The sequence below is a fragment of the Microbacterium sp. bgisy207 genome (assembly GCF_057706855.1).
The window spans coordinates 32,362-55,224 of record NZ_JBYIPB010000012.1; the positions used below are offsets into that span (position 1 = coordinate 32,362).

The window sequence follows — 22,863 nt, forward strand, 5'->3', positions numbered from 1 at the left end:
CGATGAGCGCGACGCTTGTCTCCACGGATGCCGCCACCGACGCGCAGGGCGACATCGAGCAGTCCCCCGAGCCCACCGGCATTCAGTCGTTCCTGGTGACGTTCATCATCCGCCGGTTCGACCCTGAGGTCGACGCGGAGCCTCGCTGGGTCGACTACGACGTCGAGCTCTATTCGACCGACCGCGTGCTGGACGCTTTGCACAAGATCAAGTGGGAGGTCGACGGATCGCTGAGCTTCCGGCGCTCGTGCGCCCACGGCATCTGCGGCTCCGACGCCATGCGGATCAACGGCCGCAATCGCCTCGCGTGCAAGACGCTCATCAAGGACCTCGACATCTCCAAGCCGATCTATGTCGAGGCGATCAAGGGTCTGCCCCTGGAGAAGGACCTCATCGTCGACATGGAGCCGTTCTTCGCCTCCTACCGCGACGTGCAGCCCTTCCTGATCTCAAACTCCGCCCCCGAGCCGGGCAAGGAACGCATCCAGTCGATCGCGAACCGCGAGATCTTCGACGACACCACCAAGTGCATCCTGTGCGCAGCGTGCACCTCGTCGTGCCCGGTGTTCTGGACCGACGGCCAGTACTTCGGTCCTGCGGCGATCGTCAACGCGCACCGTTTCATCTTCGACTCGCGCGATGACGCCGCCGGCGTCCGCCTGAACATCCTCAACGACAAGGAGGGCGTGTGGCGCTGCCGCACGACCTTCAACTGCACCGAGGCATGCCCGCGCGGGATCGAGGTCACGAAGGCGATCGCTGAGGTCAAGCAGGCGGTGCTTCGCGGCAGAGCCTGATCCGAGCCGCACCAGCGGCGCGGGAGAGCCTGATCCGAGCCGCACCAGCGGCGCGGCAAGCCTTGAGCCGGGCCGCACCAGCGGCGCGGCAAGCTTTGATGCCCACGCAGGGCGTCGAGCCGCGTTGAGCATCTGAGATTCTTCTCGGCCACCAGGGCTCTGCTCGCTACTCTGGCCGAATGAGCACGCCAGAGGCGCCACTCACCGTCGGCGCTGCGCGATCGACATCCACGCGCGTCGCCGTGTTCGCCGCGTACGCGGCTCAGGGACTCGGATACGCCGTGGTCGTCACCTCCCTCCCCGCGCTCAAGGAGCGCCAGGGAGTCGATGACACTGTCGTCACGCTGATCGTTCTGGGTGTTGCGATCGCTGCCGCCGGTGGTTCCGTGCTCGCCAACGCCCTCGCTGTGCGATTCGGAAGCCGCACCGCACTCGTTGTGGGCCTCCTCCTTCAGGCAGCCGCCCTCCCCGCGATCGCGCTCCCGACCCCGTTCCCCCTCTTCGCCTCGCTCTTCGCGGTCTACGGCATCGGCCTCGGCTGCGTGGATGCCGCAACCGCGATGCAGGGCGTCATCGTGCAGCGCGCACACGGCAGACCCCTCCTCGGCGGCTTCTTCTCGGCCTACACCGCTGCCGCGATCGCGGGAGCCCTCCTCGTGTCTGCCATCGCGGCCTCGCCCTTCGCTGCGGGCGTGGCGATCGGGACGGCTGGCGTTGCGATCCTCGTCGTCGCTGTGGTCGGCATCCGTCTGTTCGCTCGCGAAGTGCCGATCGATAGGGCGCTTCCCGCGGCGGAGCGCGCTCGGCTCCCCCGGGCGGGCATCTGGGCATTCGGTTTCGTCATTCTGGCCGTGTTCGTCGTCGATTCGGCAGTGAGCACCTGGAGCACGGTCTATCTGCAAGATGACCTCGGCGCTCTCCCTGGGCTCGCCCCTCTCGGGTATGCCGCCTACCAGGTGTGCGTCCTCATCACCCGCCTCGCGACCGACCGGCTCCTCGGAGTCATGAGCAGGAGGCGCCTCGTCGCAGGCGCCATCGTCGTGTCGGTGGTCGGCGTTGTGGCAGTCGCGATTCTGCCGTTCGAGATCGCCGCAATCGCCGGCTTCGCACTGGCGGGGGCGGCGACCGGCATCCTCATCCCCGTGACCTTCGGCGCGGCGGGCGAGCTCGCCCCCGCCCACTCCGATCAGGTGATTGCACGGGTCAACATCTTCAACTACGCGGGGGCGATCCTCGGCGCCGTCATCGTCGGCCTGCTCGCCGACGGTCCGGGGCTTGCACTCGCGTTCCTCATCCCCGCGGCGGTACTCGCAGCATCCCTGTCGGTGGTCGGCTGGTTCCGCACGGATTCGCGCAGCACGGTCGAGACGGATGCCGCGTCTGATGCTCGATAGCCTGAGAACGTGAGTTCGCCCGACCGCAATCGCCGCGAGACCGCTCGCGCGGCACAGCAGCAGGAAGAGACCCTGCGTGCGCGGTGGGAAGAGACTCAGGAGCGTCTGCTCACACGATTCGAAGAGCCGATCTCGTTTGCGACGCGGGTCACCAAACGGACGCTGGCATGGTTTCCGGTTCGGGTCTGGCGTCACTTCCTGATCGCCAATGGTTTTCTCCTCGCCGCGGGAGTGAGCTATCAGGCACTGTTCGCGATCTTCGCCGCCGTATACGTCGCCTTCGCCCTCGCAGGGCTCTGGCTCGGCGGCAGCGAAGAGGCCATCCAGAACCTCATCGAGCTCATCAACCGATACATCCCGGGACTGATCGACAAGGACGGGCCGATCACCCCGGATGCCGTGGCGGAGATCGCCACCAACTCGGCGAGTCTGTTCGGGATCACGGGTGCGATAGCTCTCGTCACCTTGATCTGGACCGCGATCGGCTGGGTGACGTTCTCGCGGCGCGCTGTCCGCGAGATCTTCGTACTGCCCCCTGACCGGCGCCCCTACCTGCTGCTCAAGAGCGGCGACCTTCTGGCGGCGGCACTGTTCGGCATCCTGCTGCTGGTTGGTGGCGCCCTCGGCGCCGCAGGCACATGGGCGCTGGACATCGTCTTCTCATTCCTCGGGCTCGACACCGATTCGGTCTGGTTCTCGATCGGCGTGCGCACCGCGACCCTTCTCATCTCCTTCGCCATCAACGCCGCAGCGCTGGCGGCGCTCTACCGGTTCCTCACCGGAACGAACCTGCGCTGGCGCACCATCTGGCCCGGAGCCCTGCTAGCCGGAGCCGCTGTCACGGTGCTCCAGCTCGGCGCCGGATGGCTGCTCAGTTACACGCCGACGAACGCCCTGCTCGCGACCTTCGCGATCTTCGTCGGCCTGCTGCTGTGGTTTCGGCTCATCGGCATCATCATGCTCGTCGGTGCGTCCTGGATCGCCATCTCAGCCCGCGACGAGAACATCCCGCTGCTCGAGAAGACCGAGGCAGAGCAGCTGGCCGAGGAACACGCGGCGCTGCTGCTCGCCGCCCAGGTGCGGCTGCGCACCGCCCAGGAAGCGCAAGACGCCGCGCCATGGCATGCGCGATGGGCAGCGGCCCGCAACGTGCGCCGTGCCGAAGAGGAGCTGCACGAAGTGGAGGCATCAGCGCCGCCCGCGTTGCGCAGCCCCAGCTCGCTCGACGGCGTGATCTAGGCCGCCCCGCGCCGGTCAGGACCCGAACGTGGTCAACCGGCTCAGCGCGAACACGATGATCGCACCGTTGAAGAAGAACGAAATGACCGAGTGCAGCGTCATCAGCCACCGGATGCGTGACGAGTGGGTCTCGACATCCGACACGGCGAACGTCGTGCCGATCGTGAAGGCGAGATAGGTGAAGTCGACGATCGACGGTTCTGGAGTCTTCGGGAATCGCAGCGGTGGTTCTTCGGCCGTGCGATAGCGGTACATGTACCACTGTGCGAACCCCCAGTGCAGCAGACCCCACGAGAGCACCATCGCCCAGACTCCGATAAGGCGGAAGACGATCCCGTAGTCGGATCCGTCGTCGTAGACAACGACCGTGAATGCCGCCACGACGCCTATGAAACTCGGGAGAATCGTGACGGCCGCGACCACGACGCTCACCCACCAGTTCCTTTCGATCGCCACGGTGCTGGGTGCCGGTGCGTTTCGTCGCGCCAGGATGCCGAGCACGACCATCGCCCCCAGCGCATACGCCGAGCCGGCGAGACACCAGACCAGGAGTGCTTCGATCGAATCGTCACCGATCACGACGACACCGGTCGCGGCAACGGCGAGTTGGATGATCCAGCCGGTCACGAAGACGGCAGCACGCCAGGCGCGGCTGAGCGGCGGTCGTGGCACTGTCGCCTCACAATCGGATGCCGGTCTGCGGGTGCTCAGAGCGTAGCGCGGGGCAGCGTGTCGGTGACGACGCCTAGGCTGAAGCGCGTGCCACGAACCATCCGCATCGCCTCCGTCAACGTCAACGGCATCCGCGCCGCGACCCGAAAGGGAATGCTCGAGTGGATCGAGGAGGCAGACGTCGACATCATGGCCCTGCAGGAGGTCCGCGCAAACGAGGAACAGCTGACCGCGGCGCTGCCCGGGTGGCGGATCGTGCACCACGAGTCGCTCCAGAAGGGCCGATCGGGTGTCGCAGTGGCAAGCCGGAAGGATGCGGGGGCAGTCCGCACCGTGCTGGGCCCCGAGCCTCTCGACCAGTCGGGGAGGTGGATCGAGGCAGACTTCGATATCGACGGCGAGACCCTGACGGTGGTGAGCGCCTATGTCCACTCCGGCGAGGACGGTACCCCGAAGCAGGACGCCAAGTACGCGTTCCTGGACGCGATGCAGGCACGCCTCCCCCAGCTGGCCGCGCACTCCCCGCTCGCCGTGGTGATGGGCGATATGAATGTCGGTCACCGCCAGCTCGACATCCGCAACTGGAAGGGCAACCTGAAGAAAGCCGGGTTCCTCCCCCGCGAGCGCGCATACTTCGACCGCATCCTCGCCCCCGAGGGCGCCGAGATCGAGTGCATCGACGGAACCACCGGTATCGGGCTCGGGTGGGTGGATGTCGGACGACGCTTCGCCGGCGAGGTCGACGGACCGTACTCCTGGTGGTCCAACCGCGGACAAGCCTTCGACAACGACACCGGATGGCGCATCGACTACCACCTCGCCACCGCTCCGCTGGCCGAGAGGGTAACGGCATACCGGATCGATAGAGCACCGTCGTGGGACACGCGCTGGAGCGATCATGCGCCGGTCGTGGTCGACTACACGATCGGTCGCTGACCGGGCCGGCGGCGCTCACCACGAGGCGCCCTAGGATTGACGGGTGACCAAGCCCCGCCTGTACTCCGGAATGCAGCCGTCCGCCGACTCCCTCCAGGTCGGAAACTACATCGGGGCGCTCATGCAGTGGCGGGAACTGCAGCTGTCGTATGACGCGTTCTTCTCCGTCGTCGACCTGCATGCCTTGACACAGCCGAACGATCCGGCCGAACTGCGCGAGAAGACCCGGCGCACCGCGGCCCAGTACATCGCGGCGGGCATCGAGCCGTCCAAGTCGACGCTGTACGTGCAGTCGCACGTGTCCGCGCACGCCGAACTCGCGTGGGTCCTGTCGACCCTCACCGGCTTCGGCGAGGCGGGTCGGATGACCCAGTTCAAAGACAAGTCGCAGCGGTACGGGCAGGATGCCACATCCGTGGGCCTGTTCACCTACCCGGTGCTCATGGCGGCCGACATCCTGCTGTACCAGACCGACATCGTGCCCGTCGGTGACGACCAGAAGCAGCACGTCGAGCTCACGCGCGACCTCGCTGAGCGCTTCAACGGTCGGTACGGCACGACCTTCCGCGTTCCGATGCCCGTCATCCAGCAAGACACCGCCCGGATCTACGATCTGCAGAACCCGACAGCGAAGATGTCGAAGTCGGCGGAGTCGGATGCCGGCGTGCTGTGGCTTCTGGATGAGCCCGCCAAGAGCGCCAAGAAGGTCATGCGCGCCGTCACCGACAGCGAGGGCTCGGTGCGATACGACCGCGAGAACAAGCCCGGCGTCTCGAACCTGCTCGTGATCTATGCTGCCCTCACCGGTCGGCAGATCCCCTCGATCGAAGACGAGTACGCGGGCCGCGGCTACGGCGACTTCAAGAAGGGTCTCGCCGACGTCGTCGTGAGTGAGTTCGAGCCGGTCCGGGCCCGAGCGCTCGAGCTGCTCGATGACCCGGCCGAACTCGACCGCGTCCTGGCCTCGAACGCCGCGCGCGCTGAGTCCGTCGCACGCTCGACCCTCGGCGACGTCTACGACCGGATCGGGCTGCTGCGCCGCGCCTGAGCAGCCCGCAGCGCAGCGATCACCAGACCGTCACCCCTCACCACACACTCTCGCCGCGGATCACGACGTCGCTTCCTCCGTCGACGAAGACCACCTGGCCGCACAGGTGCGAGTTCTCTGGCCCTGCCAGCCACGCGAGAAGCCGGGCAACGACAATCGGTTCTGCGAAGCCGTTGAGCGGCATGGGAACCGCCTGCTCGATCATGGAGCGACCCTCGTCGGTCTCCATGAGCGGAGCGACCATCGGCGTGAGGATGACGCCAGGAGCAACAGCGTTCAGCGGGATGCCTGCGCCGGCCCATTCCGGCAGCGCGGCGTGGCGACGAATCCATCGCGCGAAGCCGACCTTCGTCGAGCTGTAGATGAGGTTGCCTGTCTGGGCGTCGGCGGCAAGCTCAGCTGCGCGAGCGAGCGCCGCGGGTTCGTCCCCCGCGAGCTCCAGATCGACAAGCCGCGTGTCCGACGGCTGCAGACTTGCCATCGAGGAGACTCCGACGGCTCGGGGCGCATCGGACTCCCGCAGCAAAGGACGCAGACCCTCGAGCGTTGCGACCATCCCGAAGTAGTTGACTCCAACAGTCGCGGGCGCGGGTATGGCAAGCCCAGCGATCGCGAGGATGCCATCGATTCTGCCGCCGGACAGACGATCCACCTCGACGACCAGCCGTTCCCTGCCTTCGGTTGTCGTCAGGTCGACCTCGACATCGCTGTCGTGCAGGTCCACGCCGATCACCCTGTCCCCGCGCTCGACGAGCAGATCCGCTGTCGCCTTGCCGATACCAGAGGCGGCACCCGTCACAACGTACGTACGCATCTCGGAGTCCTTTCTCCCTCACGCCGGGGCGCGGAGCGCTCCGTAACGCTATGGCTCTGACGCTACGTGTGCTGAGCCCGAGCCGCGAGAGGCGAAGGTCCCGAGAAGCCGCTTAGGGTGGGGCGATGGATGTCGTCGTGCTGCGCACCGAGCGCTGCGAGCTCTCGCCACCGACCGACGCCGACGTGGATGAGATCTTCGAGGCGTGCCAGGATCCGGCGATCCAGCGTTACACCACCGTCCCCTCTCCCTATCTTCGCGAGCACGCCGAACAGTTCATTCCGCGCGTCGAGCGGCACTGGGCCGAGGGCCGCGAGGCGACGTGGGGCATCCGTCATGAGGGGCGCCTCGCGGGGATGATCGGGCTGTACCGCCGGGACCCGGAGGCGGCAGAGCTGGGGTTCTGGATGTCGCCCTGGGCGCGTCGGCGACATCTGCTGACCGAAGCAGGCGCCGTCGTCGTCGACTTCGGGTTCGAGCGTGCCGGGATGTCACTGTCACGCATCGAGTGGCGTGCTGTCGTGGGGAACACCGGTTCCGCGCGGGTCGCCCGCGCCCTAGGGTTCCGCTACGAAGGCATGCTGCGGCAGGCGCTGGCGGGTCCATCGCACCGGGACGATGCGTGGATCGCAGGGCTCCTCCCCGGCGACGATCGCAGCCCTGTTGCCTGGCCAGTCCTCGATGGGGGCCTGCCGCCACTGGTCACCCCGTGACAGGATGTCGCCATGCCCGAGATGCCGGAAGTGCAGGGACTGGTCGACTACCTTGCTGGCCGCTTGCCCGGACTCACCATCACCCGCGCCACGGTCGCGAACATCGCAGCACTCAAGACGTATGATCCACCGCTGGATTCGCTGGTCGATACGACCGTGATGTCGGTCTCACGCCACGGCAAGTTCGTCGACATCGAGACGCAGACGGATACCTCACCCCCACTGCACCTCGTCTTCCACCTCGCGAAGGCGGGATGGCTCCGCTGGTACGACCGGCTGCCAAGCACGATCATCCGACCCGGAAAGACCCCGATCGCGCTGCGCGTCGGCTTCTCGGATGGCTCCGGATTCGACCTCACCGAAGCGGGCACGAAGAAGTCGCTGGCCGTCTACGCCGTGCGACACCCCACAGAAGTGCCCGGCATCGAACGGCTCGGCCCCGATCCCCTGGACCCGGGATTCGACCGTGACGCTCTCGCCGCGCTCCTGAGGGGCCGCCGCACCCAGATCAAGGGCGTCCTGCGCGATCAGTCGATCATCGCCGGCATCGGCAATGCCTACTCCGACGAGATCCTGCACGCGGCACGGATGTCGCCCTATGCTCTGGCAGCGAACCTGACCGACGCCGATATCGACACCCTTTTCACCGCGATGCAGCACACCCTCGCCGAGGCGATCGCGGAGGCATCCGGCAAGCCGCCAGCAGACCTCAAGGATGCCAAGCGCCGCGGGATGCGCGTACACGGACGTCGCGGCGAGTCATGCCCGGTGTGCGGCGACGAGGTGCGCAGCGTCTTCTTCGCCGACAACTCCCTCGAGTACTGCCCGACGTGCCAGACCGGCGGCAAGCTCCTCGCCGATCGCCGCCTCTCCCGCCTGCTGAAGTAGCGCGGGCGCAAGACGCGCCCTACGCAGGGGCTACGCGAACTGCCCGGACCGGGGCTGGCGGGAGCCGGCGCCCGGCATACCAGTCCGCCCCCTGGCCTACGCAGGAGCGAAGCGAACTGCCCAGCGCGGGGCTGGCACCGGGTCTGGCGGGAGCCGGCGCAGCCGGCGAGGGCATGTCCCCGCCCTGGGCAGTTCGCGTAGCGGCCCACGCAGCACAGGCGCAGCGGCCGCACGCGGCGCAGCGGTCTTGGCGACATGCTACGCAGGAGCGAAGCGAACTGCCCAGCGCGGGGCTGGCACCGGGTCTGGCGGGAGCCGGCGCAGCCGGCGAGGGCATGTCCCCGCGCTGGGCAGTTCGCGTAGCGGCCCCACGCGGCGGCCCCGCGCGAACGAGCTAGTCGCCGAGCGTATCCATGAGCGTCCGAGCGTCGTCGTCCACCCAGTCAAGGGACTTCGTGACGGCCTTCTTCCACAGCCGATACCGGCGAGCGCGTTCCTCGTCCGACATCGCCGGTTCGAACCGGCGATCGACCTGCCAGTGCTCGCGCAACTCGTCCAGCCCCGACCAGACACCGACCGCGAGACCCGCAGCGTAGGCTGCGCCAAGAGCCGTCGTTTCGACGACGCGCGGGCGCACGACCGGGATGCCGAGGATGTCAGCCTGGAACTGCATGAGCAGGTCGTTCTTGGTCATCCCCCCGTCGACGCGGAGTTCCGAGAGGTCGCGGCCGGCGTCCCCGACGACCGCCTCGATCACGTCACGGGTCTGAAACGCCGTCGATTCGAGAGCGGCACGAGCGATGTGCGCGCGTGTGACGTACCGGGTAAGGCCCACGATCGCGCCGCGCGCGTCGGGCCGCCAGTATGGGGCGAACAGGCCTGAGAAGGCGGGCACGAAGTAGGCGCCACCCGCGTTCTCGACGGTCATCGCGAGGGTCTCGACGTCCTGCGCGCGATCGATGATGCCGAGGTTGTCACGCAGCCACTGCACGAGCGATCCGGTGACGGCGATCGACCCCTCGAGCGCGTAGTGAGCCGGCGCATCGCCGAGCCGATACGCGACGGTGGTGATGAGTCCGTGACGAGACCGGACGATCTCAGTCCCGGTTCCCACCAGCAAGAAGTTGCCGGTGCCGTACGTGTTCTTGGAGTCCCCCACGCCGAAGGCAGCCTGCCCGAAGGTGGCGGCCTGCTGGTCGCCGAGGATGCCGGCGATCGGTAGTTCGCGGGCGGTGCCCGGAAGTGCGAGCTCTCCCACGACATCCGACGACGATCGGATCTCGGGCATCATCGAGCGCGGGATGTTCCACAGCGCGAGCATCTCGTCCGACCAGTCCAGCGTCTGCAGGTCCATGAGCAGCGTGCGGCTCGCGTTGGTGACATCGGTCACGTGCGCCCCGCCGCTGGTGCCGCCGGTGAGGTTCCAGACCACCCACGAATCGGGCGTGCCGAACAGCAGATGGCCGGCTTCGGCATCCGCCCGCGCCCCCGGCACGTGATCGAGGATCCACGCGACCTTGGATGCCGAGAAGTAGGTGGCAAGCGGCAGACCCGTCACCTCGGTGACGCGGTCTCCGGCGCCGTCACGGGTAAGGGCATCCAGACGCGGCTGCGTACGCGTGTCCTGCCACACGATCGCGTTGAAGATGGGTTGGCCGGTGCGGCGGTCCCACACGATCGCGGTCTCGCGCTGGTTCGTGACACCTGCAGCGGCGATACCGGATGCCTGCAGGTGAGCCTTGCCGAGGACGGCGGAGATCACCCACTCGGTGTTGGTCCAGATCTCCATCGGGTCGTGTTCGACCCACCCTGCCCGCGGAAAGATCTGCTCGTGCTCCCGCTGGGCCGTTGCAACCACGGTGCCGGCACGATCGAAAACGATCGCCCGCGTCGAGGTGGTGCCTTGGTCAATGGCCAGGACGTGTTCGGCCACGATGCCTCCCGAAGTGATGAACGCCTCCAGACGATGGATGTCGCGCCGCTCAGGCTACCGGTGCAGGCACCGGTAGCCACGTCGGATCGGCGGCGTGGACAGCGGCAAGGCCCGCAGCGACCTCCGCCGCGATGTCCTGCTTGTCCCACCCGAGCACGGGGGCGACGGCCTCGGCGATCTCGGCGACGACCTCGGGCGTCGCCTCGCCACGGAACGCGATGCTCGTGCGGCGCAGGAGCAGGTCAGCGAGGTGTACGACATCCTCTGCGCCCGCCAGGTAGCGCAGCTCGCCCGTGCTGTAGGAGGGGAGGGCGCTGAGCGGCCGGTCCTCGGCATCCTCGTCGACGAACGCGATGATCTCGCGAGCGGTCGTTCCGTACCGTTCCAGGAGAGCGGCAGCGGCATCCTTGGAGAGCCCGCGACGATTCTCGGCCACCCACTGATGCCGTGCCCGCTCGGTGATCGGGTACCCGGCTCCGCCACCGATCGCGCGGCCATGGGTCGTGACGACTCGGGGTCGAGCGAGCAACGCGAGGGCGTCATCGGTGAGGTGGGCGGCGGAGGCACGGAAAGTCGTCCATTTGCCGCCGACGAGGCTGATCACCATCGTGTCCGCCGACCCGGGGAGGCGCTCTGTCTCGAGGCGGTAGTCGCGGGAGACGAAGCCGGGAGCGAGGTCGCCGTGACCGGGCAGCGGACGTACGCCCGAGAAGCGGTAGACGATCTGCGAGCGGTCGACCGTGATGTCGGGGAAGACGTGCCCGATGAGGTCGATGAAGTAGTCGACCTCGGGCTCGGTGCACACTGCGGGCTCCGCCATGTCGTGCTCAAGGTCGGTGGTGCCGACGAGGACGCGTCCCTTGAGCGGGTAGATGAGGACGATGCGACCGTCGCGGTGTTCGAAGAAGATCTCGCGCCCAGCCGTCGCGGCCAGCAGCTCGGGGTTGTCGAGGACGATGTGCGAACCCTTGGTTCCGCCCATGAAGCTGGTCGGGGCGCCGAGTGCGCGGTTGGTGAGGTCGGTCCACGGCCCGGATGCGTTGATCACGACCGCCGCGCGGAAGCCGAACTCGGTGCCTGTCTCGGTGTCGCGAAGAGTGATCGCGCCATCCGCTGCCCCCACGACTTCGACGTAGTTCGCGGCACGGGCACGGTCTGCCCCGGCGGCGCGTCCGTCACGCAGCAGATCGAGCGCGAGGCGCTCAGGATCTTGCACCGATGCGTCCCAGTAGGTCGCTGTGTACTTGACGGTCTCGTTCATCGCGGGAAGAGCGCGCAGTGATGCGGTGCGTCCGCGGAAGGTGTGGCGGGGAACGCGGCCACCACCGCGCGAGAACGAGTCGTAGATCGTGAGACCGATCTTGATCAGCGCGGCGCCGCGCTCGACGTGCTTTCCCGCGCCGTGACGCAGGAAGCGCAGGGGCGCCGAAAACACCCCAGAGAACGTGGAGAAGATCGGGATCGTGGTCTGCAGCGGTCGCACGTAATGGGGAGCGGTGGCCAGCAGGTCATTGCGCTCGGTGACCGCCTCGTGGACGAGACGGAACTCCCCGTTTTCGAGGTACCGAACGCCACCGTGGATCATGTGCGAGGACGCTGCGGATGCACCGCTGACGAAGTCACCGCGTTCGACGAGCGCGACATCCACGCCTTGGAGCGCGAGGTCTCGAAATGTCGCGAGCCCGTTGACCCCACCGCCGACGATGAGAACGTCGGCCTGCGGCCGATCGCTCAACTGGGTGACGGTGCCTCGTTCGACGGTGTCTCGTTCGACGGCGCTCATCGATTCGTGTCCTTCCTCGCTCGGGGACTTCCCGCGTGTTCCCCATCGTCCCACGGTTGATCGAAGTTGCAGACCCAATGCACATACGTGCACACTGTCTGCGTGACCGACGACTCGACCCACCTGCGACGGGCACTGACTGCCGCCCATCTCTACTACGTCCAGCTGCGCACCATGGACGCCATCGCCGCCGAACTGGGAACGTCCCGCTCGACGGTGTCGCGGCTGCTGTCGTTCGCCCGCGCCGAGGGCATCGTCGAGGTGCGCGTGCGTTCACCCCTTGATGCCCCCGGACTCGTCGAGACGCAGCTGCGGCGCCAGTTCGGGGTGCACGCACAGGTCATTCCCGTGCCCGAGTCGGTGAGCGATCTCGAGCGTCTCGACCGCGTCGCGCAGGGGGCAGCACAGCTGCTCGACGAGCTGATCGTCTCGGATCTGGTCGTCGGCATCGCCTGGGGATCGACGCTTGCGGCGGTAGCGCGCCGCCTGACTCCTAAGCGCGTGCACGGCACGACGTTTGTACAGCTGAACGGCTCGGGGAACGTCAAGACGTCCGGCATCACGTATGCGAGCGAACTGCTCAGCAGATTCAGCACCGCGTACGGCGGGGATGCCGAGCAGTTCCCTGTCCCCGCGTTCTTCGACGACCCCGAGACGCGACGCGCGCTCTGGCGAGAGCGCAGCACGCGACGCATCCTCGACATCCAGAGTCGCATGGGTCTCGTGCTGTTCAGCGTGGGAGCATTCCGGGCCGAGGTTCCCAGCCGCGTCCACGCCGGCGACTACCTCGAACCCGCCGACCTCGAGCAACTGAAGGCGGAGCGTGTGGTCGGCGACGTCGCAACGGTGTTCTATCGGGCGAACGGCTCGACCGAGGGGATCGCGTTGAATGACCGCGGATCGGGCCCGTCCTTCGATCTGCTTCGCGCAGTACCGCGGCGCTGCTGCATCGTGACCGGTGAGGCCAAGATCCCGAGCCTGCGCGGCGCGCTGGCCGCGGGCCTGATCACGGATCTGGTCATCGACGAACGCACCGCTCGCGCCATGGTCGACGGGCGCGAGGCGGCGTAACGGAACGGGAATGAACGCGCACGCACCGCGTTGACTACACTCGAGAGCAATGAACGTGCTCCGGGGTCGGTGAGAATCCGAACCGGCGGTGACAGTCCGCGACCCGCTGCATCCGTGTTCGAGAGAACGCCGCAGCGGTTGATCCGGTGAAATTCCGGAACCGACGGTGATGCGATGCGAAAGCGTCGTCAGTCCGGATGGGAGGCAGCACAGGTGACGCCGCGGCGTCGCCGCCTTCCCTGCCCCGGCGTACCCGACCGGAGTGGGCAGTGAGTCACAGCGCAAGCGAGACAGCCGCGATGAAACGCGCGCTGAGCGCCGCCCTGCGCGGTCCGCGGGGGGTGAACCCCCAGGTCGGGGCCGTCATCCTGTCCCCCGGCGGCGAGGTTCTCGCCGAGGGCTGGCACCGCGGCGTCGGAACAGCCCACGCCGAGGTCGACGCGATCTCGCAGTTGTCTTCCGACCAGCTCCGCGGCGCCACAGCCGTTGTCACCCTCGAACCCTGCAACCACACCGGCCGTACCGGCCCGTGCGCACAGGCTCTCATCGATGCCGGCGTCGCGCGGGTGATCTACGCGGTCGATGACCCCGGCGCCGTCTCGGGCGGCGGCGCCGAACGTCTCGCCGCAGCCGGTGTCACGGTCGAAGCCGGCCTGATGCGGGACGAAGGCACCGAACTGCTCGAGACCTGGCTGACCGTGCAGCGGCTGGGCAGACCCCACGTCACGGTGAAGTGGGCGCAGAGCATCGATGGTCGTGCCGCTGCCGCCGACGGGACGAGCATGTGGATCACCGGCCCTGAGGCACGCGCGGACGTGCACCGGCGGCGATCGGATGCCGATGCCATCGTGGTCGGCATCGGCACAGTGCTGGCCGATGACCCGGCGCTGACCGCTCGGGGCCCCGCGGGGCAGCCGCTGTCGCAGCAGCCTCTGCCGGTCGTCCTCGGCCGGCGCCCGGTTCCGGATGCCGCGCAGGTGCGCCGGCACCCCAGGACCCTCATCCAGCGGCAGGGAACCGACCTCACGGTGGTGTTGAACGAGCTGCGGGATCTCGGCATCCAGCGCGTGTTCGTGGAGGGCGGGCCGACGGTTGCGGCATCCTTCCTGCGCGCCGGACTGGTCGACGAGGTGCTGGCGTATGTGGCGCCGGTTCTGATCGGCTCCGGCCCGGACGGCGACCGGCCGGCCGTGACCGACATCGGCGTCACGACCCTCGCCGAGGCTCACCGGCTCGAACTGACCGCGCTCGAGCGGCTCGGTGATGACGTGTTGCTTGTCGCGCGCCCCCGCGCATCCGCCGAGCACACCCAATCCCCTTCCGTCGCCACCGGCGACCCCCACCTCACCGCCGACAACGCTGACGCGTCGCCCGTGTAGTCAGGAGCCCCCCATGTTCACAGGACTCGTTGAAGAGATCGGCCGTGTTACCGCCGTCGAGCCGTCGGGCGACGGCATCCGGTTGACGATTCACGCGCCGCGGTCCGTGTCGGATGCCGCACACGGCGATTCCATCGCCGTCAGCGGGGTGTGTCTGACGGTCGTCGCCCGCGACGGCGACGGATTCACGGCCGACGTCATGCGCCAAACCCTCGACATGTCGACCCTCGCGGATGTCTCGGTCGATCGCCTCGTCAACCTCGAACGCGCTACCGCCGCCGGCGGGCGCCTGGGCGGACATATCGTGCAGGGGCACATCGACGGCACGGGGACCGTCGTCGAGGTTCGACCCGGCGACCAGTGGCGGGTCATCCGCGTCGCGATCCCCCGGCACCTGGCGCCGCTGGTCGTCGACAAGGGATCGATCGCGATGGACGGCGTGTCCTTGACCGTCAGCGCCGTGAGCGAACCCGCCGCCACCGAGCCCTGGTTCGAGGTCTCGCTCATCCCCGAAACCCTCGAGGCGACCACTTTCGACGCTCTCGAGCCGGGCGCGCCCGTCAACCTCGAAACCGACATCCTCGCCCGTCACGTTCAGCGCCTGCTGGCGTTCCCCCCGGCGGCTGCGGCCGCCCCGACCGAAGGAGGCTCGCAGTGAGCCTTGCCCCCATCACCGAAGCGCTCGACGCGCTGCGCGCCGGACGACCGATCATCGTCGCCGACGACGAGAACCGCGAGAACGAGGGCGACGTCGTGCTGTCAGCACAGCTCGCGACCCCCGAGGCCGTGGCGTGGACGATCCGCTGGTCAAGCGGACTGCTGTGCGCGCCGATGCCCGCCGAGTGGGCCGACCGTCTCGACCTTCCGCCGATGGTCGCTGTCAACGAGGATGCGCGCGGCACCGCCTACACCGTGACGGTGGACGCCGCGGACCGCGACTCGACCGGCATCAGCGCGAGCGACCGTGCACACACACTGAATGTCCTCGCCGACCCCGCTTCCACTCCTACGAGCGTCATCCGCCCCGGTCACGTGCTCCCGCTGCGCGCCGTCGAGGGCGGCGTACGGGAGCGAGCGGGACACACCGAGGCAGCGGTCGAGCTCATGCGGCTGGCGGGTCTGCAGCCGGTCGGAGCGATCGCAGAGGTCGTCGCCGAAGACGGCTCGATGATGCGGATGCCGGGGCTGTTGGAGCTCGGTGCGCGCGATGGCGTGCCGGTCATCACGATCGAACAGCTCATCGCACACCTGGACGAGCACGAGCCTCGAGACGCTGCCCCGCGCGACGTGCACCATCGCCGAGTGAGTCTTCGTGCAGAAGCGTCCGTGCCGACGGCCCACGGGGTGTTCCGCTTCCTGGCGTACAAGGATCGGATCACGGGCACCGACCACATCGCGGTCGTCGCCGGCGACCTGACCGAGGACGCGCCGCTGGTGCGGGTGCATTCGGAGTGTCTCACCGGAGAGGCGTTCGGTTCGCTGAAGTGCGAATGCGGCCCGCAGTTGGACGCCGCGCTCGACGCGATCGCGCAGCACGGCGGCGTGGTCATCTACATGCGCGGACACGAGGGACGCGGAATCGGCCTGATCAACAAGCTCCGCGCCTACAGCCTCCAGGAGCGCGGGCTCGACACCGTCGATGCCAACCTCGCTCTCGGGCTGCCCGCCGATGCCCGGGACTATGCTGCTGCAGCCGGCATCCTGGGAGACCTGGGCATCGAACGGATGCGGCTCCTGACCAACAACGGCGACAAAGTCGCGCAGTTGCGAGAGCTCGGGCTCGACATCGTCGAACAGGTGCCGCTGCTGGTGGGGGTCGGCCCCAACAACCACCAGTACCTTGCCACCAAGGCCGAGCGCATGGGCCACACCATCGCGCTCGACGACCTGGATCGGGCCCTCGGAGTAGGCGTAGCAACGGAGAGGACCGACGCATGAGCGGCAAGGGCTCACCCGAGCGGGAGAGGATCGACGGCTCGGAGCTGAACGTCGTCGTCGTCGCAGGACAGTGGCACGAGACGATCGCCAACGGACTGCTCGACGGCGCCCGTCGCGCGATCGAGGCCGCCGGTGCGCAGTACCGTGTCGTGAGCGTGCCGGGCTCGTTCGAGCTCCCGGTCGTGGCGAAGGCGGCACTCGAGGCCGGCGCGGACGCCGTCGTCGCCCTCGGGGTGATCATCCGCGGCGGGACTCCGCACTTCGAGTTCGTCTCGTCGGCGGCCACCGACGGCCTGACCCGCGTGGCGTTGGACACGGGAAAGCCCGTCGGGTTCGGTGTGCTCACCCTTGACGACGAAGCGCAGGGCCTGGACCGCGCCGGCCTTCCCGGGTCGTCGGAGGACAAGGGGTTCGAGGCCGCGGATGCCGCCCTGCGGACAGCTCTCGCCCTTCGCAGCCTTCGAGCCTGATCGACCCTCCACCTTCAGCCACCCATAAGGTACGCTGACGACATGGAGATTCTTCGTCACGTCGTCCTTCTCGTCCACCTCTCGGGCTTCGCGATCCTGTTCGGCGCGTGGGTTGTCGAGGCGGTGCGCCGTACCGGGGCTGTGACGGCGGTCATGAACTGGGGACTGCTGATCGCAGCGGTCGCAGGCCTCGCGTTGGCAGCGCCGTGGGGGGTGCCCGAAGGGGTCGAGTTCAACTATGCGAAGATCGGCACGAAGCTCGTCATCCTGCTCATCATCGGGGCCCTCTTGGGCATCGGGTCCGCCCGCACCAAGCGGAACGGCTCGGCACCTGCCGGTGTATTCTGGGCGGTCGGCATTCTGACCTTCGCGAACGCGGCCATCGCCACACTCTGGCGCTAGGCGGCGCCGGAGGCACAGGCGCCGCTCTCGTCCGCCGCGTCGACAGGCCCGCATGACCTCCGCACCCGCTGCTCTTCCCGCGCCCGCCAATCCGCGAAGCCGTGTCATCACGGCAAGCCTTGTCGGCACGACGATCGAGTTCTACGACTTTTACGTCTATGCAACGGCGGCGGTACTCGTCTTCCCCGCCCTGTTCTTCCCGACGGGGAACGAGACGACGTCGCTGTTGGCATCCTTCGCGGTCTTCGGCGCCGCGATGGTCGCCCGGCCACTGGGCGCCGTCGTCTTCGGTCACTTCGGCGACCGGTTCGGCCGCAAGGCGACCCTGGTCACGTCGCTGCTCACGATGGGGATCGCGACCTTCGTGATCGGCTTGCTCCCCACCGTGAACGAGATCGGCGTGTGGGCTGCGGTGTTCCTGCTCGTGCTGCGCCTCGCGCAGGGGTTCGCGCTCGGCGGTGAGTGGTCAGGGGCCGCGCTCGTGGCCACCGAGAACGCGCCGGCGGGCAAACGCGCGTGGTACGGCACGTTCCCGCAGCTGGGAGCTCCGATCGGCTTCATCATCGCCAACGGCATCTTCCTGGCGATCAACTTTGCTCTCCCCCACCCGGATGGCACCGCTCAGGCCTCGGACGCGTTCCTGGCCTGGGGATGGCGCATCCCGTTCCTGTTCTCGGCGGTCATGGTGATCGTCGGCCTGTGGGTGCGTCTGCGCCTGGTCGAGTCCGACTCGTTCACGCGGGCCGAGAAGAAGGGGACGCTCCGAAAGTTCCCGCTCGGGCTCGCGCTGCGTCGCTACTGGTGGCAGCTGATCCTCGGCACCTTCATCATGCTGGCCACCTACGTGCTGTTCTATCTGATGACGAGCTTCACGCTCTCGTACGGCACGAAGGCGACAACGGATGCCGCGCAGGCCGCCGCGGAGGCAGCCGGGACTCCCTTCGACCCGGCCACCTATGTTCCGGGCCTCGGTTTCGGGTACACCGACTTCGTGTTGATGCAGATCATCGGCGTCGTCTTCTTCGGGATCTTCACGCTGCTGTCGGGACCCGTAGCCGACGCGATCGGCAGGCGGCGCCTGCTGCTGTGGGTGACGGCGGCGATCATCGTGTTCGGCTTCACGTTCACCGTGTTCCTGCTCCCCCAGGCCGATCCGAAGTTCACGGGCGCGCTCGTGCAGGCGTTCCTCGTGTTCGGGTTCGTGCTCATGGGATCGACATTCGGCCCGATGGGTGCGGTGCTGCCCGAACTGTTCCCCACGGAGGTCCGCTATACCGGCTCTGCCATCTCGTACAACGTCTCGTCGATCCTGGGCGCGGCACTTGCTCCCCTGGTCGCCGTCGCGCTGTGGGCAGCCGCCGACGGGAGTCCCTGGCTCGTGGGCGTCTATCTCTCGGTGATGGCCGCGCTCACCTTCATCGCCCTGCTCTTGTCCCCCGAGACAAAGGACGTGGACTACGACGAGATCGGGGCGGGCGAGACCGTCTCGCTCTAATGCGAGCCTCGACCTCGGGGCGCTGTCGCCTCAGTCCAAGAAGAGCTTACGCAGTCGCGTGGTCGTGAAGACGAGGCCGACGGCGATCATGACCACGTAGTAGAGGACGTGACCGAGCATCGCGATCGACAGCGCCCCGGTGGTGAGGCCGCGAATGAGCTCCACCCCGTGCCAGAGGGGCAGCGCCATGACGATCGCCTGCACCGCTTCCGGGTACACGGTGATCGGATAGAAGGTCGCCGAGAAGAGGAACATCGGCAGCAGCACCATGTTGATCCAGTCCATGTGCTGGAAGGTCTTCATGTAGCTCGTGACCGCCATCCCGAGGCTCGCGAATCCGAAGGCGATCAGCACGACCGCGGGAAGCGCGAGGATCGCCGTGGGCGCGAGGTTCAAGCCCGCGATCTGCATGATGATCATGAACCCGGTGGCGTACACGAGTCCGCGCAGCAGGGCGTAGAGAATCTCGCCGAGGGCGACATCCAGAGGCCCGAGGGATGTCGACAGCTGCCCCTCGTAGAGCTTGCCGTAATTGAGCTTGAAGAAAACGTTCCACGTGGAGTCGTAGATGGCGCCGTTCATCGCCGACACGGCCAACAGTGCGGGCGCGATGAAGGCCGCGTAGGAGACCACCAGCCCCGAGGACGTCTCGACATCCTCGATGAGGCTTCCCAGGCCGATGCCGAGCGAGGCGAGGTAAAAGACGGGCTCGAAGAAGCCCGAGAGCACGACGACCCAGCTCGATGACCGCGCCGCGATGAGCCCCCGCTGCACGACGGCCCAGGGGTTACCCGACCACAGCGCACGGACGCTCCCGCTGCGGCGAGGTTCGGTCTCCGATACCAGCGCGGTCATTTTGCGAGCCTCCGCGTGAAGGTGCGGCGCGCAAACGCGTAGCCGACGACGGTGAGGACCACCAGATACGCGAGGTGGATCGCGGCAGCGCCGGGACCACCCGGTGATCCGTACGTTGCCATCCGGCCGAGCTCGGACGCGTGCCAGAGGGGCGAGATCCAGCCGATCCACTGCAGCCAGATGGGAAGACTCTCGAGCGGGTAGAAGGTACCCGAGAACAGGAACATCGGCACGAACAGGAAGCGCTGCACGAGTGCGAACTGCCCCTTGTCGTCCTGGATCGACGCCGCATACGCCATCAGAGGCACGCCGAACGCGAGGCCTGCAAGGAGACCGACGAACATCGCTACCCAGCCGGTAGCAGGGTCGGGGACCGCACCGAACAGGACGATGAAGACGTAGTAGGCGACGACGGCGATCAGCATCCGGGCCGAGGCGCCGAGGATCACCCCGTTCGCGATCTGCGGGCTCGACAGCGCGGACGCATTGAACCCGTAGAAGTAGCGGCGCCACTTGAACCCCGACATCACCGGATAGGTGAACTCTTCGGTGGCCACTCCGATCGCCGCGGTCATGAGTAGCGCCGGGGCGACGAACACGAGGTAACGGACCTGCTCGCCGTGCACCTCGATCGTCCCGTCGAGGAGCACGGCAAGTCCGAGCACCAGTCCGAGCAGATACAGGATGGGTTGCCCCAGCGCCCCGACGACAATGGTCCACCCGTAGGCGCGCATCGCGCGCACCATGTGCTCGGCGACGTACCACGAGCCCCGTCGACGAGGCTTACGCCCCCACGCGAGCGCTTCGGCGCGCAGCTCGTCGAGCGAGGGCTGAGTGCGCGCATCCGGAAGGGGCGTGCTCATTCGATCAGCGACCTTCCGGTCAGGCGCAGGAAGACATCCTCGAGGCTCGACCGACGCACGAGCGAGGTCAGCGGCTGCAGGCCCGCGGCCGTTACCCGTTCGAGAGCCTGCTCGCCATCGTGCGCGTAGACGAGGATGCGGTCGGGAAGCACCTCGACACGGTCGCCGATCCCCTCGAGCTGCGGCGCCACCTGCTCATTGCGATCCGACCCGAAACGCACCTCGAGCACCTCACGACTGGAGTGCTCTCTGATGAGGGATGCCGGAGTCCCCTCGGCCATGATCTGGCCCTTGTCGACCACGATGAGCCTGTCGCATAGCTGCTCGGCCTCGTCCATGTAATGGGTCGTGAGCACGAGCGTCGTTCCCCGCTCCTTGAGGCGGAAGAGCCGATCCCACAGCACGTGTCGGGCTTGCGGGTCCAAGCCTGTCGTCGGCTCGTCCAGAAGCAGGATGCGGGGATCGTTGATCAGGCCGCGGGCGATGGTGAGCCGGCGCTTCATGCCCCCGGAGAGCTGGTCGACCTTGCTCTTGGCCTTGTCTTCGAGCGCTGCGAACGCCAGCAGCTCGTCAGCCTTCTGGGAACACACCTTGCCGGGCAGTCCGAAGTAACGGCCATAGATGAAGAGGTTCTCGCGGGCGTTGAGTTCCCCATCGAGGTTGTCCTGCTGCGGCACGACACCCAGTCGCGAACGGATCTCGGGGCCATACTGGTCGGGATCCAGGCCGAGGATGGTCAGGTCGCCGCTCGTGCGGGTCGAGACCGCACCGATCATTTTCATCGTCGTGGACTTCCCGGCACCGTTGGGTCCCAACAGCCCGAAGGACTCGCCGGGGGCAACCTCGAACGACAGCCCGTTCACGGCCAGGAAGTCATCCTTGCCCGCGATCTTGTAGGCCTTGACGAGGTTGTTCGCGGAGATCACAGGCTCTGGCACCGTCCTACTGTACGAGCGATCGCCGACAACCGATGACACGGTCCCGCCTGCCGGCCCGAGGCCCCCCGATCAGCGCCAGACGGGCCTCGGGAGTAGCATCCCGGTGTGACCGATACACAGCTTCCGTACCGCGCCGACATCGTCGGCAGCTTCCTTCGACCCGCCGCGTTGGCCGAGGCGCGCGCCGCGCGGGCGGCCGGAGAGATCGATGACACCGCGCTTCGCGCGGTCGAGGACGCCCAGATCGCCGACCTCGTGCGCAAGGAAGCACAGAACGGGCTGAAGCTCGCGACCGACGGCGAATTCCGTCGATCGTGGTGGCACTTCGACTTCTTCGGCATGCTCGAGGGCGTCGAGGTCGTGGAACTCGACCACGGCATCCAGTTCCAGGGTGTGCAGACCCGGCCCCGCGGCCTCCAGGTGACCGGGCGCATCGGTTTCGCGGACACGCACCCGTTCTTGGCTCACTTCCGCGCGCTGGCCGAGGCGACCGCCGCCACCGGCGCGACACCCAAGTTCACCATCCCCGCCCCGACGGTGTTCGATTTCCGCCTCGAACCCGCCAACATCGACGCGGCGACCTACGCCGACCGCGACGCGATCGTTCCCGACCTCGTGCAGGCCTACCGTGACGCGGTGCAGGCCTTCTACGACGCCGGATGCCGCTATCTGCAGTTCGACGACACCGCCTGGGCGTATCTGTGCTCGACGGAAGAGCTCGAGAAGGCGGCGGCGCGCGGCATCCGTACCGAGGGGATCGGCGAGCGGTATTCGGCGATGCTGAATGCGATTCTCGACGCAAAGCCCGCCGACATGACGATCACGACCCACGTCTGTCGCGGGAACTTCCGGTCGACGTGGATCTCGTCAGGCGGCTACGAGCCCGTCGCGAAGCACCTGCTTGCCGACACGAACTACGACGGCTACTTCCTCGAGTACGACAGCGATCGCGCGGGTGGGTTCGAACCGCTGCGCTTCCTTCCTCAGGGGCACAAGCGTGTCGTGCTCGGTCTTGTGACCACCAAGTCGGGAGAGCTCGAGGATGCCGATCTGCTGCGCGCACGCATCCGTGAGGCCGCCCAGTTCGCACCGCTGGACCAGCTCGCTCTCAGCCCGCAGTGCGGCTTCGCGTCGACCGAGGAAGGAAACCTCCTCACCGAAGACGAGCAGTGGGCCAAGATCCGCCTCGTCGTCGACACCGCCGCAACCGTCTGGGGCTGACCGGTCAGCAGTGC

The 22,863-nt window shown here is 67.6% G+C and carries 22 protein-coding genes and 1 riboswitch; of the genes, 15 read left to right on the forward strand and 7 right to left on the reverse strand.

What is annotated here, in order from left to right:
• The first annotated feature begins 2 nt into the window (after nt 1-2).
• The 3 genes from AC3ENO_RS11950 (at nt 3) to AC3ENO_RS11960 (ending at nt 3,430) form a co-directional block, all read left to right on the forward strand.
• On the forward strand, nt 3-797 hold the full coding sequence (locus AC3ENO_RS11950; protein ID WP_434970839.1) for a succinate dehydrogenase iron-sulfur subunit: 795 nt from the start codon (nt 3-5) through the stop codon (nt 795-797).
• A 179-nt stretch (nt 798-976) separates the two neighbouring features.
• Nucleotides 977-2,191: an MFS transporter gene (locus AC3ENO_RS11955; RefSeq protein ID WP_434970840.1), complete on the forward strand. Its 1,215-nt coding sequence runs from the start codon at nt 977-979 to the stop codon at nt 2,189-2,191.
• 9 nt (nt 2,192-2,200) lie between these two features.
• The gene (locus tag AC3ENO_RS11960) at nt 2,201-3,430 is read left to right on the forward strand and encodes a YihY/virulence factor BrkB family protein (RefSeq protein ID WP_434970841.1); all 1,230 of its coding nucleotides are present in this window, start codon (nt 2,201-2,203) and stop codon (nt 3,428-3,430) included.
• 15 nt (nt 3,431-3,445) lie between these two features.
• Here the strand turns inward: AC3ENO_RS11960 and AC3ENO_RS11965 are convergent, their stop codons facing one another.
• The gene (locus AC3ENO_RS11965; protein WP_434970842.1) at nt 3,446-4,102 is read right to left on the reverse strand and encodes a DUF1345 domain-containing protein; all 657 of its coding nucleotides are present in this window, start codon (nt 4,100-4,102) and stop codon (nt 3,446-3,448) included.
• Nucleotides 4,103-4,189: 87 nt separating this feature from the next.
• Here AC3ENO_RS11965 and AC3ENO_RS11970 point away from each other — a divergent pair, with 87 nt between their 5' ends.
• Both AC3ENO_RS11970 and trpS read left to right on the forward strand, forming a co-directional pair.
• On the forward strand, nt 4,190-5,038 hold the full coding sequence (locus AC3ENO_RS11970) for an exodeoxyribonuclease III (RefSeq protein WP_434970843.1): 849 nt from the start codon (nt 4,190-4,192) through the stop codon (nt 5,036-5,038).
• Between the two features lie 43 nt (nt 5,039-5,081).
• A complete protein-coding gene (trpS, locus tag AC3ENO_RS11975) occupies nt 5,082-6,086 on the forward strand; it encodes a tryptophan--tRNA ligase (protein ID WP_434970844.1) in 1,005 nt (334 codons plus the stop codon).
• Between the two features lie 37 nt (nt 6,087-6,123).
• Here the strand turns inward: trpS and AC3ENO_RS11980 are convergent, their stop codons facing one another.
• A complete protein-coding gene (locus AC3ENO_RS11980; RefSeq protein ID WP_434970845.1) occupies nt 6,124-6,900 on the reverse strand; it encodes an SDR family oxidoreductase in 777 nt (258 codons plus the stop codon).
• Nucleotides 6,901-7,025: 125 nt separating this feature from the next.
• Between AC3ENO_RS11980 and AC3ENO_RS11985 the strand changes: the two genes are divergently transcribed.
• On the forward strand, nt 7,026-7,613 hold the full coding sequence (locus AC3ENO_RS11985; protein WP_434970846.1) for a GNAT family N-acetyltransferase: 588 nt from the start codon (nt 7,026-7,028) through the stop codon (nt 7,611-7,613).
• A 12-nt stretch (nt 7,614-7,625) separates the two neighbouring features.
• Nucleotides 7,626-8,501, forward strand: coding sequence for an Fpg/Nei family DNA glycosylase (locus AC3ENO_RS11990; protein WP_434970847.1), 876 nt, complete (start codon nt 7,626-7,628; stop codon nt 8,499-8,501).
• 394 nt (nt 8,502-8,895) lie between these two features.
• On the opposite strand, the gene glpK is transcribed toward AC3ENO_RS11990, so the two are convergent.
• A complete protein-coding gene (gene glpK, locus AC3ENO_RS11995) occupies nt 8,896-10,434 on the reverse strand; it encodes a glycerol kinase GlpK (RefSeq protein ID WP_434970848.1) in 1,539 nt (512 codons plus the stop codon).
• A 49-nt stretch (nt 10,435-10,483) separates the two neighbouring features.
• Nucleotides 10,484-12,217, reverse strand: a complete 1,734-nt coding sequence (locus AC3ENO_RS12000; RefSeq protein WP_434970849.1) for a glycerol-3-phosphate dehydrogenase/oxidase — start codon at nt 12,215-12,217, stop codon at nt 10,484-10,486.
• Nucleotides 12,218-12,319: 102 nt separating this feature from the next.
• Here AC3ENO_RS12000 and AC3ENO_RS12005 point away from each other — a divergent pair, with 102 nt between their 5' ends.
• From AC3ENO_RS12005 to AC3ENO_RS12035, 7 genes are all read left to right on the forward strand, one after another.
• Nucleotides 12,320-13,288, forward strand: coding sequence for a sugar-binding transcriptional regulator (locus AC3ENO_RS12005; protein WP_434970850.1), 969 nt, complete (start codon nt 12,320-12,322; stop codon nt 13,286-13,288).
• A 53-nt stretch (nt 13,289-13,341) separates the two neighbouring features.
• A riboswitch (FMN riboswitch) is annotated at nt 13,342-13,501 on the forward strand.
• A gap of 86 nt (nt 13,502-13,587) precedes the next feature.
• Entirely contained in the window at nt 13,588-14,667 is a 1,080-nt protein-coding gene (gene ribD, locus AC3ENO_RS12010) for a bifunctional diaminohydroxyphosphoribosylaminopyrimidine deaminase/5-amino-6-(5-phosphoribosylamino)uracil reductase RibD (protein ID WP_434970851.1), read from the forward strand.
• 13 nt (nt 14,668-14,680) lie between these two features.
• Entirely contained in the window at nt 14,681-15,325 is a 645-nt protein-coding gene (locus AC3ENO_RS12015) for a riboflavin synthase (RefSeq protein ID WP_434970852.1), read from the forward strand.
• Nucleotides 15,322-16,605: a GTP cyclohydrolase II gene (ribA, locus tag AC3ENO_RS12020; RefSeq protein WP_434970853.1), complete on the forward strand. Its 1,284-nt coding sequence runs from the start codon at nt 15,322-15,324 to the stop codon at nt 16,603-16,605. The genes AC3ENO_RS12015 and ribA overlap by 4 nt, the downstream gene beginning before the upstream one ends.
• Nucleotides 16,602-17,075 carry a 6,7-dimethyl-8-ribityllumazine synthase gene (gene ribH, locus AC3ENO_RS12025; RefSeq protein ID WP_434970854.1) on the forward strand — a complete coding sequence of 158 codons (474 nt, stop codon included), beginning with the start codon at nt 16,602-16,604 and terminating at the stop codon, nt 17,073-17,075. The genes ribA and ribH overlap by 4 nt, the downstream gene beginning before the upstream one ends.
• A gap of 42 nt (nt 17,076-17,117) precedes the next feature.
• Nucleotides 17,118-17,477: a Fe-S protein gene (locus tag AC3ENO_RS12030; protein WP_434970855.1), complete on the forward strand. Its 360-nt coding sequence runs from the start codon at nt 17,118-17,120 to the stop codon at nt 17,475-17,477.
• 52 nt (nt 17,478-17,529) lie between these two features.
• Nucleotides 17,530-18,972, forward strand: coding sequence for an MFS transporter (locus tag AC3ENO_RS12035; protein ID WP_434970856.1), 1,443 nt, complete (start codon nt 17,530-17,532; stop codon nt 18,970-18,972).
• 30 nt (nt 18,973-19,002) lie between these two features.
• On the opposite strand, the gene AC3ENO_RS12040 is transcribed toward AC3ENO_RS12035, so the two are convergent.
• Genes AC3ENO_RS12040 through AC3ENO_RS12050 form a run of 3 tightly spaced genes read right to left on the reverse strand, consistent with a single transcriptional unit; the run spans nt 19,003 to nt 21,628 of the window.
• Nucleotides 19,003-19,827, reverse strand: coding sequence for an ABC transporter permease (locus AC3ENO_RS12040; RefSeq protein WP_434970857.1), 825 nt, complete (start codon nt 19,825-19,827; stop codon nt 19,003-19,005).
• Nucleotides 19,824-20,690 carry an ABC transporter permease gene (locus tag AC3ENO_RS12045; protein WP_434970858.1) on the reverse strand — a complete coding sequence of 289 codons (867 nt, stop codon included), beginning with the start codon at nt 20,688-20,690 and terminating at the stop codon, nt 19,824-19,826. Before AC3ENO_RS12045 ends, AC3ENO_RS12040 begins: the two co-directional genes overlap by 4 nt.
• Nucleotides 20,687-21,628: an ABC transporter ATP-binding protein gene (locus AC3ENO_RS12050; RefSeq protein ID WP_434970859.1), complete on the reverse strand. Its 942-nt coding sequence runs from the start codon at nt 21,626-21,628 to the stop codon at nt 20,687-20,689. Before AC3ENO_RS12050 ends, AC3ENO_RS12045 begins: the two co-directional genes overlap by 4 nt.
• A gap of 105 nt (nt 21,629-21,733) precedes the next feature.
• On the opposite strand from AC3ENO_RS12050, the gene AC3ENO_RS12055 reads away from it, so the two are divergent.
• Entirely contained in the window at nt 21,734-22,849 is a 1,116-nt protein-coding gene (locus AC3ENO_RS12055; protein ID WP_434970860.1) for a 5-methyltetrahydropteroyltriglutamate--homocysteine S-methyltransferase, read from the forward strand.
• Nucleotides 22,850-22,863 lie beyond the last annotated feature (14 nt).